The organism is Cyclobacterium xiamenense (assembly GCF_042140265.1).
Lineage (GTDB): Bacteria > Bacteroidota > Bacteroidia > Cytophagales > Cyclobacteriaceae > Cyclobacterium > Cyclobacterium xiamenense_A.
Genome location: NZ_CP159481.1, coordinates 3,273,591 through 3,287,279, shown reverse-complemented (window position 1 = coordinate 3,287,279; position 13,689 = coordinate 3,273,591). Strand labels below are relative to the sequence as shown.

Here is a 13,689-nt window from a genome sequence, read left to right as displayed (position 1 = left end):
CTATGCTTGTTTCCGGTCGGTCCAGTATTGGATGAATTGGTGTCGAATCTGCCGGGAGCACTTAGAAAATCGCTATATTTAGCAAAATTTTAAACCATCATCGCTACCAATCATGAGTTGACCGCTGATTTTCGTTGCATTCTGTTTTTTTGCCTGCTTCCTTTCAATTATTCATCCGGTTTATTCTCAGACCGATCCGTTTGTTTTCGGAGATCCCTTGCCCGACGCACCGGAGCTTGCCCGTCCCGGCGCTTTTCGTGTGGGTGTACGCACCCTGGAATTAGTCCATGCGAATCAGCCGGATATCCAAAAGGGCAGCGGGGTGGAAATGCCCGTTTACGACCGGCCCTTGCGCGTAGAAGTGTGGTACCCCGCGCAGGAAAAAATAACTGGTACAACGGCGGAATACAGCGATTTTTTGGGTTCCGCCTCGGATCCCGACCGGCCGCTAACGCCCTTTACCTTTCCGGGAAGAGCAGCGAGGAATGTCGCCCCGAATACCAGCGAAGGTCCCTACCCATTGGTTATCGTTTCCCATGGGTACCTGGGATCCCGTGTGTTAATGACCTACCTGACCGAAAACCTTGCATCCAAAGGCTACCTGGTCGTTGCCATTGACCATACCGAGTCTACCCACGAGAATCCGGGCAAGTTTACCAGTACGCTCTACCACCGGCCTCTGGATGATTTGTTTGTACTTAACGAGATGGATCGGTTCAATCGATCAGGAGAAGGTCACTTTTTATCCGGAATGGTGGACGTATCCCGGACTGCCCTACTGGGCTATTCGATGGGAGGATACGGGGTATTGAATGCTGCAGGGGCGGGATTCGCTCCTGGTTTTGTGGGTGCATTTTCACAAATGACGGCTGGAAGTCAACTGCTTGCTACGCGTAGCCTTTCCGATCCCAGCTATTCAGGTACTGTTGATCCCCGGGTAAAGGCTATTGTCGCGTTTGCTCCATGGGGAATGCAGCGTGGCGCATGGGATAGCGAGGGACTGAAAAACCTGCGTATACCGACGTTTTTCATCGCCGGAAGCGAAGACGACATATCGGGATACGAAGATGGTGTTAAAGCCATTTACGAAGGAGCCTTGAATGCAGAAAGATACCTACTGACCTACTTAAATGCCCGCCATAACGTGGCGCCGAATCCACCGGTATCTCCCTACCTGGAACCGGCGGATTACATGCACTACAGCGAACCTGTCTGGGACGAGCGACGAATCAATAATATCAATCAGCACTTTGTCACTGCCTTTCTCGGTATCTACCTGAAAGGAATGGAGTACGGAAAATTCTTGGATTTGCCAGTAAACTCGCTGGACGAGACCTGGACTGGTTATATGCCCAGAACTTCCATTGGCTTGGAGATGAGGCATTCAGCACCTTAAAATCGGCAAGAGACTACGCTCAGTTTTCTGTAACCAAGCGGTTTTGCGAGGACTGTTTCCCGTCTTCAAGTACCTGTATCCGAAGGAATTCCTGATCTGCAGATCCCAAATCCAGGACAACCTGCACCCGGTGCTTGCCCGGGTCCACCATCGTGCTGGCCTCGGTTGAAGTCAACGACAGCTCTTCAGTTCCTACCCATACACGTAGTGCCTTGATGCTATTGAAACCAAGTGTCAGGGTACCGCTGCCCAGGACTTCCACCTCAAACGTTAGCAGTCCGTATTCCCTGTCATCCACATCCTTCAATACCGGAATTTCTTCGAGCGGGAGGCCTCCTGCAACCCTACTATAGAGGGGCATACGGCCTTTTTCAATGGGTGCAATGGCCTCGGAAGCAACAGCCCCGGAGAGGAGGGAACGCACGGCATCCGTATCCGTGCTGGCATACCAGGTGCGAACAAATTTTTCATTGGTAACACGAAAATCTCCGGAACTTCCCAATTTGGACAGGTAGCCAACCAGGTCAATAAACTCTTCCCGCTCCAAACTTGCCGTAAGACCCGGAGGCATTAGGGACCCGGGTACATTTTCCCGATTGGCCACCTGATTCTTGGGCAACGATGTTTCCTGCCCCGACATGTCCCGCATGAGCAATTCATCCGTTCCATCACCTACCAGGTAGCCCATAAAAATACTACCATCCGTCTTTGTTACCTTTTGTAGTTCATAGCCTTCCTTAACCGACTCAGAGGGGTCCAAAAGGGATTGAATGATATTATCGATAGGAGAACTGGTCCCCAGCGAACTTAGATCGGGCCCTAATCTCCCCCCAGCACCCCCAAGCGCGTGGCAATTCTGACACATCAGTGACTTTCTTCGGTAGATGCTTTCGCCAATAACCGGATCCGCCTTGATCTTTACTTCCTGAGCCAATGCATATACCTGGTTTTCGTCCAATCGCTGGGGCATGCGCTCTGGAGGCAATACCCCACCGGATTTTTCGAACGCGGCTTGTAAGTCTTTCACCTGGGCACTGTTTCTGCGGTACCAGGGGACGTAGCGTTGCATGACTTTTCTACCCTGTATGGCCATATTTTCCGGAATGGTGGAGCCAATCAGGTTTTCGGTGAGTACCTGTGTGCCCGTATCGGTTCGCATAAATGCGCCAAACAATTGGCCGGCAGCCTCTTCGGGAATGCCTCGCTTCCAGGCATCCATCGCCAATGGAATCGCGTCACCCGGCCTGCTGACTGCCAGTTGCCCCAACGCAAGTAACTGAATTTCCAGGTTGGATGCATTTTGAGCGAATTCGTTCAATAGCTGAATGCTGGCATTGTCTTCCATTTGGGCCAGCGCTTGCATGCCTGCAATTTTGACGGGTAGATTTCCTCGATGGATCAACTCCACGATATTTTTCTCGTAGGATGTACTTTTCCAGGATCCTGCCAGGCGAAGGGCCTTGGTTACCAATACTTCCTCCCCCGATTCCAATAAAGAAACAAGCCCCTGCGTCCGATTTTCAGGACGAAGCCCGCGGTCTCTGGCAGCCTGAATCAACGCATCCAGTTCCATTCCACGTTGATCGGCAGCTCGATCCGCCTGCAGGCTTCGCTCAAACAAAATGGCCAGTTCCTTGCCGGAACCGTACCTGCCCAGGGTCTGAATTACCTGAGGCCGAAACGTATCTGGCAATTGGTCCCTTGCATACATGCGTCCAAGAAGCTCGATCGCCTCGGGATCGGTGGCTGTCTGCAGCGCAAAAATAGTTTTGGCCGTATCCCCAAAATAGCCCGGGTCTGCAAGCAGCTTAGGAAGCCAGGCAGAACGCAGGGCTTTGACCGTGGTATACAGCGCAAACTCCAGGTTGGTGTCCAGCTCTTGTTCCAAGGTGGTCAAGGCCAGTCCCGCTGCGGCTGCATCCGTTTCGTTCTGTAAACTTACCACGGCTGCCAACCGCACCCGTGGGTCCGAATCGCCTACGGCCCGCTGCAGGTATTCCTGGTATTCGGGTAATTCGTTTCTCCAGTGTGTAGCTACCCGAAGTGCGGCTGCGCGGGCACGCGGGTCAACTGCTTGCAATACTTTTTCCAAAAGAGGAACCGACACCTGTCCAAGGGTTTGGTAGAGCCATAGGCCCTCCAGGAGTTGGTGTTCGTAGTCATCCTCATTGGGGTTACGCGTGAGCAGCCAATTTTCCAGTACCGGGATTACCTCGGCCAAAGGCTTAGAACGAAGCAGCAGCTTTGCCTGCAGTCGGGTCCAGTTTTCATTCGCTTGCAGACTTTCGACTAATTCCGGGATACCTCGTTGGAGCAGGTCGGGTTTGGCTACCAGGGGACTGCCTTTTTTGGTGATTCTCCATATTCTCCCGTGCTGCTGATCCCTTCGCAGGATCATGAAAATCCACCTCTCCGTGTTGGATAATGGGATTGTACCAATCGGCCACGTACAGGGCACCGTCCGGGCCGACCAGGATATCAACCGGGCGAAAGCCAATGTGATCCGTCCAAAGAATGTCTTCCGCTTGCCGCGATATAAAGCCGCTTCCCTGCGTTTCCAATGCAAACCGATTGATGCGATTGGCTCGAAAGTCATTGGTAACCAGGCTTCCCTGCCATTCTTTCGGGAGGTGAGAGCCAGAAACCACATCCAACCCGCTATGTTTGGGTTGACCGGGGTTCAACCCTCTTAATACCCGGTCAGCACCGGGTGCCGCTACAAAGGTTGCTCCCTGGAAGGCATGGTTGATTCCTTCGGTTCCGGCACCGTCCGTCAGCAAGGCCGTGCCCCAGCGATCAAATTGCAGGCCCCAGGGGTTAATCAGGCCCCGGGCAAAGACTTCCAGTTGTTTGGTTTTGGGATTGTACTGCCAAACACCTCCACCCTCCAACCGGCGTACTCCCCAGGGGGTTTCCACATGGCTGTAAATGTAGATAGACTGATTGAAATACAATAATCCGTCTGGGCCCCAGCGAAACGTATGGATCAAGTGGTGGGTATCTCCTGTCCCGAAACCCGTCAGTATGGTCTCCCGTTTGTCTGCTTTTCCGTCGCCGTCGGTGTCTTTTAAGTGGAGAACTTCCGTGGAATTGGCTACGTAAACCCCGCCGTCACCGGGAAGAATCCCGGTCGGGGTGATCAACCCTTCTGCGAAAACGGTGGACGAATCGGCTGTTCCATCCCCATCGGTATCCTCCAGGACGAGGATTTTATCGTTGGCGAGTTCTCCCGGCTTGAGGTGGGGATACACGGTGCTGCTTACCACCCACAATCTGCCCTCCTGATCCCAGTTCATCTGGATGGGCTTCACTACCATTGGGTCCGAAGCAAACAGGTTTACCTCAAATCCATCGGCGACCTGAAACATGCGCAGTTGCACCTCCGGGTCCGGATCCGGGATGTCTCGCAAGGCATTTTGCCCCCTTAGCTGAGCGGTATACAAAAGGGCTAAAAGCGCCAGTGTACTGCTGCGTAACAAAAATAGGCTGGATGGGATCGTCTGTTGATGGGTCATTTCCACAATCAGTGATAGGGTTTTGTTAATTAATTCATTTTAGTTGCTGGCTACCGGTTGAATGCGGTACTGCCTACGTACGGGTTTCTTCGCCAGGTTTATCTTTTCCTCTAGCCAAAAGACCAGTGTATCGAGCGCTTCCAGCCCCTCTTTATGCCTGCCTTGTTCGTACTGCCTGAATCCAATGATATAGGTGCGATTTTGCGGGCGGTATTGTTGAAAATAGACCCGATCTTTTTCCCGGATCAGTTCCAATAGCTCGCGGCCCTGAACAATATCGGGTCCTTGTTCCAGGGCGAGGCCAGCAGCGAACTGCTTGTGGCTGCCTACAGCTACCAATTCCTCGTCAACGGTCAACGCATACATTCCTTTTGCCAGTCCCTTCACCGTTACCTCGCTATTGTCTCCCGGCAGGCGCATTCGGTGGGAAACTCGGGTAAATGAAACCGTTCCGGCTTTTCGATCCGATTTCAGTCCGCTTATAGCATCTCCGCTAAGGAGCGCGTTGTCAGAAATATCCAGTGCCAGTTTGTTTTCCAGATCGGGGCCAAGAATGGAAGCAAGGACGGTATGGGCAAGCTTGAGGTATCCCTTTTCATTGAGATGGACGCCGTTACTTTCCCAGTAGGCGTTTGATTCGGTTCCGTCAAAGGCATCAAAAATATCCACAAAAAACACCTGCTCCCCGTCCTCGTATTGCGCCATTTGCTGATTGTACAGGCGCAGCAGGTTGTTCCGTTCCTGCGCCTCGTTTTCGCTACCCGTCACAGGCTGGGGTAGGGTAGAAAGCACTAGTACCTTTGCCTGCATCCGGTTCAGCGAGTCTAGTAAGCGTTGCAATCCCTCGGCAAAGGAGGGGAGTCCCGCTTTTCCGGATTGCGCTTCGATACCCCCATAGGCCAGAAAAACCCACTGCGGTTGTACGGCGCGTATTTGTTGGATAAGTAATTCAAAGGGGCCCGGAGGACTGGTATAATAACTTCTGGCATCACCGAAAACCGTATCCCCGGACCAGCCGAGGTTTCGAAAAGAGAGCTGCTTTTCCGGGTGATTGCTTGTAATCAGGTACTCCAGAAATCCATACTGCTGTTCGTTCTCCATCAGGGCATTCCCTACATAGACGATCCGGTCCCCATCTTTGGGATTAAAGGCTGGTTGAGAAAATCCTACGGAACAGCAAGCTACCAGCAAAAACAGAAAAGCAGTAATTCGGTACATGGGTTTAAATAAGGTCTTGGGCATATGCCACTGAATTCGATTGACAATATAAAAAGGAAGCATCGTTTTCAATTGGAAATTTCCATTTATTCCATTGCTGGTTCATTTTTCAAGCCAATTGGTTTAAATTCGAAAACCCGCTAGGTTTTGGTCAGTATCCTATCACTATAAAACGTTGACAGATGAAACCTGACAGGTTTGCACGAACACGTTTTACTATTCCTATCCGTATAATAGGATAGGCCGGTTTTTTCTCCACCTATCGTGTGATTGAATGGTTTCCATGTAAGGTGTCGCTGCTGAAACCATTCAACAGGGCTTCGGGCGCGTTTTTAATCCCTTTCTCGAATTTTTTCTACCCCCTTTTTTCTGGTTTCAAAAATACATCCTTACCAATCAAATTGAGAAATACGTCAAATAGACATTGCTTGGTTTACCATCCATTGTAGTGGCTTTTTTCTCCTCAACTATTTCGCTGATACACACTTCTTCCTCCACCAAAATAATTGCTGTAAATATGCTGGTACACACTAACGGTCTTTAGGCTAACCTCTTCATCGGAATACACTTCCTGTGGTAGCCAGAGCAGGTTGTCATAAATCATTCCCTTTACCTGGGCCGTGATTTGCCGGCTTTCACGCCATCGATCAATCTTCAGCTTTTCTGCTTTTAGCTTCTCAAGGGTTTGCCTGGCGACCTTTTTAACCTCCTTCTTTTCTTTGGACCCAAGTTCTTTGCCTTCCCGAAGAAGATCGAAAATAGCTAAGGTCTCTTGATCTTCAAGATTTTCACGAACAGCCCGTTGTTCTTCTTCGGATAGCGATGCAAGGAAGTCTGAAAGCTTGTTGAAGGCGCTGACCGTATTTTCCAGTGACTTGCCGTTGTTGTATTCGTCAATGATCTCCTTGTAGCGTTTGAAAAACTCAAGCCGCAATGGATTTTCCTTCAGCATTTGATCCAGCTTCTTTTCAATGGCCTGTTGGAGGTCATAGGCAATGGTGTTTTTGCGCGGTGCCTTTTCAAATGCGGCCTTGAGTTTGTCAAAATCCAACTTGCTGAGATCCACATACACTTCTTCTTCCGGGGCCGTAACTGCATCCTCCAATAAAATGCTTCCACTCACCACTTCCTGAAGCTGCATCATGATTTCGATCACATCGGAACTCTTGGTCTTTTGGTTTAAATGGCCATAAATAGCCTCAATGGCGTATTGTTTTTTTGCGTACGGTTTTACCTGTTCTTCCGGATAGAGGGCCTTAAACTTTCGAAATACATTCCTAGCCATCATTTCAAAAGTAGTCCGGGTAGTCTCATTCAAGTTCACACAGTCTCCGGCTTCCTTGATCTTTCCAAGCTTCTGCATGGGTTGGGCATCGACTAGGTCTGAAAGATTGAAATTCAGCGATTGCAGATATTTTTCCACCTTCTTGATTGCCTCCTTCAGTTCGTCTGCAAGGCTTTCCAATTCCTCAATCGGTTTGCTTGGACCCTTAGAACCATTACCTCCATCAGCTCCGCCGCCCTTACTTCCTTCCCCATAAATGGAATAGGCTTTTTCCAATTGCTCGTAGACATTACCATAGTCTACAATCAACCCGTTCTCTTTCATGTCGTCATACACACGGTTTGCACGAGCGATTGTCTGCATTAGGGTATGACCCTTTATCGGTTTATCTAGGTAGACTGTGGAGACGCATTGTGCATCAAATCCTGTAATCCACATGGCGCAAACAATGGCTAGTCGGAATGGATTGTCAGGATCTTTAAATTCCTTCTCTAGATTTCGTTCGACCATTTTCCGGCGATGGGTTTCAATATCCAGATCCATCTTTCGGAATTTATCTACTTCATTCTGCTCGCTGCTGACTATCACACATACTTCGGTCGATTTGACCTTTTCGTATTTCCTTTGAAGCTCCTGTGCTTCTTGTGGATCGGTAGTTTCATGGATTTTTGCTTCTAGTTCAGCCAAATACTCAGGCCAATATTTCATGACCAATTGATGCATTCGTACTGCTGTGGGCTTATCAAGTGCCACAAACATAGCCTTACCCTGATACCCTCGCTCATTGAAATGCCAGACCAAATCCTTGGCGATGGCATCCAGCCTGGGCGCTGCGGTAAGGATGGGATAGTTTTTCTGAAATAGGTAGGTGAGCTTCCGCTTCTGGTCATCATCCAGGTTTTCATCCTCCAGGATTTCTGCCATTTGCTCATCCAACTGTGGATTTTCGATGTTCAGCTTTTCTCCTCGGTTGATGTATTTCAAGGGTAGGGTAGCTTCATCTTCTATCGCTCTCTTGAAGTCATATACTGACACGTATTCACCAAATATATTTTTGGTAAGCTCTTCTTCATCTTTTATGATTGGCGTCCCTGTAAAGCCCAGAAAGGAGGCATTCGGTAAGCCATGGAATCGCATGTTTCTTGCATAGGTTCCTCCTTGCGTTCGGTGAGCTTCATCGGAAATCACAATGATGTTTTTCCTGTCGGTAATCAAGGGATATTCGCTTTCCTTTTCGGAATCAATGGAGAATTTATGGATCAGGCTAAAAACGTATTTATGGTTTTGGGCCAATAATTCTCGAAGGTGCTCCCGACCAGTCAAACCTGCTTTATTTCCTGCAACGATGGATTTATCGTTGACTACTCCCACGCCGGAGAAGGTGTCATATAGCTGATTTTCCAACTCCTGCCTATCAACTGCAATCAAGAAAGTATAAGAGCCACCAAGCTTCCGGTGAATCTTTTCGCATAGAAAGACCATGGAATAGGATTTTCCACTACCCTGCGTGTGCCAATACACTCCAAGTTTGCCGTTTAGGTTATCAATATTCTTGACATTATCAATGACTTCGTTTACCCCGATATACTGGTGGTTTTTAGCCATCAGTTTCATGACATCACCCTTTGAATCATCGAAGAACAAGAAGTTTTCAAAAATATCCATCAAGCGGTTGGGTTCACAGGTGCCACGCAGCATGGTGTCCAAACTGACAATCCCTTCCTGATCCTCGTGAATTCGTTTCCAATCCAAAAAGTATTTGTATGGACTCGTTACTGTTCCAACCTTGGCGTCTGTTCCATTGCTAAGGATAATAAAGGCGTTGCAGTTGAAAACATGAGGTATGGTATCCTTGTAATCCTTCAGATTATCGTTATAAGCATTTTGAAGGTCTGTATGATGTGCTTTCAACTCCATGAATACTAGAGGAATCCCGTTGACAAAACAGATCACATCGGGCCGTCTTAGGTATAGCTCTCCAAGTACTTCAAACTGACGTATTGCCAAAAAATGATTGGCTTGGTAGTCATTAAAATCAAATACTTTGAGCCTCTTTTTCACTAACTCTCCTTTGTCATTGGTAAAGCTTACAGGGACTCCATTTTTTAACAAATCGTATTTTCCCTTATTGATTTTACCCAAGGACTGATCGGCTATTTTTTGGCTGATCTCAGTGACTGCTTGTTCGTAAGCTGTGGAGGGGAGCTCTGGATTTAGTCTTTGTAGGGCCTTTTCAAGATGGCGGGTGAGGATTACTTCTGATTTATTATCTCTCCCCAATAGCCCATCTTCCCCAAATTTTTCCTTTTTCCATGCGGTCAAGACTTCCCATCCCAGTTCTTCCAATACTTGCTGGGTAGCTTCTTCGATCAGTCCGTCTTCCGAGTATTCGTAGCTCATTTGTAAAAAATTATTTTGCCCATGAATTAATCATATCTCGAATGTTTATGTACAAGTCCTGTACAGATGATAGGCTTGACCAAGAAAGCGTCAGTCCTGATGTTGTTCCTCTGCAAAACCTCTCTTTGATTCTTGGTCGGAATGACCTAACCCAGCGTTCTTTGGAACACAAATAATTGTTTCACCCAATTGTGCCTGTAGTTTAGCTATCGAGCGAAGGGTAAAATTATGTTCGCCGTTCAGCCATTTGCTGATTTCGGAGGGTTTTTTCCCAATACTTTCGGCGAGTTGCTTTTGTGTGTAGCCTTTTTCGGCAATCAATTCATTGATGCGAACTACAATAGCTGAGTATAGGGAAACAAATTCCCTTGTTTCGTTAGAGGTACTCTCGAATAGTTTTTGTGCGGTCTTGCTTCTCATAGTAGTTTCTATCTTCTTCCCTGAAATTATCCAATCTCCTCTTGGTTTTATTGAGCTATATTAGATCGTTCCTGTTTAAGTAATTACAGCTTACCTACCAAGTCTTAATTAGCACACATTTCATAACTAAACATATTCACTTATAAGTTAATTTGCAAATTTGATTCACTTTTAAGTGAATTTAGATGCTATTCTTCATCTGTTCTATTTTTACTAGAATAGCTTCTTCCCGGTTCTGCCGCCATCAGCATCCCATCCGCATCTCCATTTTCAAAGGCACTCAAATCCAAGGCATCCACAACTTGTCCCGATATTTTATCGGGATCGATCATCCCGGTCATCAAGCGGGGGAGAAGGATGTCTCGGGCCTCTTTAAGGAGTTGGTTTTGATATATTAGCGTTTCTATTGATTTGTAAAGCTTTGAACATTCTCCCGCAAATAATTTCAACAAATCCTTGGATGGTAGAATAATTTTAATGTTCTGAATAATTGTCTGACTTATGTTCTCCTGCGCTGCTCCCATACGATAGTTGAGGATGTAATTCTTATTATAGAGCAGGTATTGGTGTAAGAAGTATGATAAATATGATTTATCCCCTACAAGAAAAGCACAACAGGCTTGATTTGTACTGACCTCCTTAGTTACAAAAGATGTTTCGCCAATCGTATTGCCATACATAGCTAAAAGAACTGTGTCTTTGGGAAATACTTTGGCGGAGGAGTTTTTTAATCCAATCTCGGTTATTTTGTACTCAGCATCTGTTAAAATAAACTCTTTCAGTTCACCTGTTCTGACCCAAGGTATAGTGCCATTTTCATAATATTCCGTCTCTTTTTTTCTGCTTGGAGTTCCACCCGATGATGTTTTAGTTATTTCTCCAATTTTTTTCTTCTCCCACCCCTCAGGCAATCCTGTTTCCTCATTGATCGGAGTGCTTTCATGTCCAGGGAATTTCATACGGACAAACCACTCCTCGTAGGTGAGTTGGGCTTTTTCTTCCAGTAGCTTGATACGCTTCAGGTTGTTCTCGATCAGGTCATCATAAGCCGATAGGGTGGCTGCTATTTTGCGTTGATTTTCAACCACAGGAAAATCAAATTCAAAACTTTTGATTCCACCTATGGGGATTCTCATTTGATTAGCAGCACCCTTTCCTCTTTGTTGTATAAAATGTTGGAAGACTTGTGATTTACATAAGTAGCCTAAATACCGCTGGTCTATTACACCTTGATCTTTCGTTCTTAAGCAAACAGCATTCTGATTTAACAAAAGACCCTCAGCACTTTTGGGTATGGTGATGACTCTACCTGCTGCTGAATTGACCAGAGAAGGGTGCGAACCAACGGTAGCAATAACAATATCAAATAGATTAAGCCTGTTTCTTTGATATTTAGGGTAACTCTCCTTTTGTAAGTAACTCAGGTCATCGAATGAAATAGAATCCTTATCAAAATTAGATACTTTCAGGACTGGGTATCCTGATGACGAATATTCATCGGCCGTCCAACTACCTCCGTTTATAAATTCACAATGGTCTTCCAGTTTTAGTATCATAGCGATAAAGACTGGATTTGAAACATTAGATTATTTGCTTCTTCATTCAGTTGACCAAGTTCAGCATGGATTTCCTTGATCCGACTTTGGTAGTCAAAGTCCATATCCAGTTCAATACTTACGCCCACATAGCGTCCTGGAGTGAGGCTATAATCCTGCTCGATCACCTCATCCAGCGTGACGATCTTGCATAAGCCCTCCACGTCTTGATATTTGCCCTCAGGGAAGTGTTCTTGTAACCATTTATTGTTGTGAGATTGCTTCTCCCGACCTTGTCGGGATCGCAATGACGTACCTAGGAGTGATTCATCGCCTCGGAAGGCATTGATTAAGGCTGTCAGGCCTTCGAGATGTTCTTCAGTAAAGTCGTTGATGGTGGTACTAACCTTGCGATACACATTCCGTGCATCGATCATCAGGATTTTGTTCTTGTTTTCGGGCTTTTTGCCCTTGTTGTAGAACCAGAGGTGGCAAGGTAGGCTTCGGGTATAGAAGAAGTTGTTTCCGACGGACACGATGCATTCCACCGCACCTGTTTCTATCAGCTTTTGCCGAATTAGCTTTTCGGCATTTCCTGCATCCGTAGCCGAGGAAGCCATGACAAAGCCTGCTCTTCCTGTTTCGTTCAGGTAGGAGTAGAAATACTGCATCCAGAGGTAGTTTCCATTGCCGATAGTGCCTTTTCCCGTCAGTGGAGCCCCGAAAGGCAAGCGATCGTCTTCGGTTAGGAATTTGTTTTTGGCATCCACCTTGTCCACGTTGAAAGGGGGATTAGCCATCACGAAGTCACACTTTCCGGTTAGGTTAAAAGGATTGGTGTAAAAGCTATTGCTTTCCATGATCTTGCCTTCGATTCCATGAATCGCCAGGTTCATCTTGGCCAGCTTGGCGTTGTTGCTTTTTAGCTCGGTACCATAGACCGTGATAGCTTCATTCACTGATTTATTTCCGTCATGGCTTTGGATAAAGTGTGCCGTCTGGACAAACATGCCGCCTGAACCACATGCAGGATCGTGGATGATCCCATGATTGGGCTGGATAAAGTTGATGATCAGGTTCACCAAGGAAGGAGGCGTAAAGAATTCTCCGCCTTCCTGCGCACCGGCTCCCTGCATGGAGAACTTCATCAGGAAGAATTCATAAATCCTTCCGAACACATCACCCTTGGCATGCTTGACGGCATCGGAGTTGAACACCCGTACCAAGTCCCGCAAAAGTTTGGCATCAAACTCCTGATAGCTTTTGGGAAGAATACCTGCCAGATCAGGGTATTCTGCTTCGATCAGCTTCATGGCATTGTTGATGGCCTCTGCGATGTCTTCGCTTTCCGGAAGGGACACCAGATAGTCGTATTTGGCTTTTTCAGGAAGGAGAATAGCTCCTGCCGCTGCATAATCCGTTTTGGTAGCTTCCCGCTTTTCACCTGTCCGGGGATTGATGGGAAGGTTTTTCTCCACTTCGATCTTTGCGTCCTCGTACCGGTTCTGCGCAAAGCGAAGGAGCACCAGGCCTAGAAGGGGATCTTTGTATTCTGCTGCGGTTAATTTGGAGTTGCCTCTAAGGTCATCGGCAGCATCCCAGAGTTCTTTCTCCAGGTTTTTTATGTCTGATTGGGTCATGGTTGATGGAAAGGTGAAAAATCATTCCTGCAAAAATTAGTTTTATTATTTGAATTTACCAAGAAAAACAGGGTCGGGGAGTAGGTATTCCTGCAATTTGTGGAACAGCCGCATACTGCCTGGTCAAAAAAGAGGAGGTAGCATGCCTTGCGGGTCTCTCGATGGGGTGTTGGCTACCCATTTTAGTAAGGAAAACCAACAAAATATTTATATAAATCGAAGATTTACATGTATATAGACAAGTACTGTTCTTAATCCCTCCTGCCGATTTCATCCTTTT

General features: G+C 47.1%; 8 protein-coding genes. 1 reads left to right on the top strand and 7 read right to left on the bottom strand.

Annotated elements, in window-relative coordinates:
• Window positions 1-217: 217 nt before the first annotated feature.
• The gene (locus tag ABWH99_RS13530) at window positions 218-1,396 is read left to right on the top strand and encodes an alpha/beta hydrolase family protein (protein ID WP_375582384.1); all 1,179 of its coding nucleotides are present in this window, start codon (window positions 218-220) and stop codon (window positions 1,394-1,396) included.
• Window positions 1,397-1,415: 19 nt separating this feature from the next.
• On the opposite strand, the gene ABWH99_RS13525 is transcribed toward ABWH99_RS13530, so the two are convergent.
• From ABWH99_RS13525 to ABWH99_RS13495, 7 genes are all read right to left on the bottom strand, one after another.
• On the bottom strand, window positions 1,416-2,261 hold the full coding sequence (locus ABWH99_RS13525) for a hypothetical protein (protein ID WP_375586578.1): 846 nt from the start codon (window positions 2,259-2,261) through the stop codon (window positions 1,416-1,418).
• Window positions 2,262-3,663: 1,402 nt separating this feature from the next.
• Complete coding sequence (locus tag ABWH99_RS13520; protein ID WP_375586577.1) at window positions 3,664-4,911, bottom strand: PVC-type heme-binding CxxCH protein; 1,248 nt, start codon at window positions 4,909-4,911, stop codon at window positions 3,664-3,666.
• Between the two features lie 39 nt (window positions 4,912-4,950).
• A complete protein-coding gene (locus tag ABWH99_RS13515) occupies window positions 4,951-6,129 on the bottom strand; it encodes a GDSL-type esterase/lipase family protein (protein ID WP_375582383.1) in 1,179 nt (392 codons plus the stop codon).
• Between the two features lie 463 nt (window positions 6,130-6,592).
• Window positions 6,593-9,814, bottom strand: coding sequence for a type I restriction endonuclease subunit R (locus tag ABWH99_RS13510; RefSeq protein ID WP_375582382.1), 3,222 nt, complete (start codon window positions 9,812-9,814; stop codon window positions 6,593-6,595).
• A 90-nt stretch (window positions 9,815-9,904) separates the two neighbouring features.
• Window positions 9,905-10,234, bottom strand: coding sequence for a multiprotein-bridging factor 1 family protein (locus tag ABWH99_RS13505; protein ID WP_375582381.1), 330 nt, complete (start codon window positions 10,232-10,234; stop codon window positions 9,905-9,907).
• A gap of 188 nt (window positions 10,235-10,422) precedes the next feature.
• The gene (locus ABWH99_RS13500; RefSeq protein WP_375582380.1) at window positions 10,423-11,790 is read right to left on the bottom strand and encodes a restriction endonuclease subunit S; all 1,368 of its coding nucleotides are present in this window, start codon (window positions 11,788-11,790) and stop codon (window positions 10,423-10,425) included.
• Entirely contained in the window at window positions 11,787-13,409 is a 1,623-nt protein-coding gene (locus ABWH99_RS13495; RefSeq protein ID WP_375582379.1) for an N-6 DNA methylase, read from the bottom strand. Before ABWH99_RS13495 ends, ABWH99_RS13500 begins: the two co-directional genes overlap by 4 nt.
• Between the last annotated feature and the right edge of the window lie 280 nt (window positions 13,410-13,689).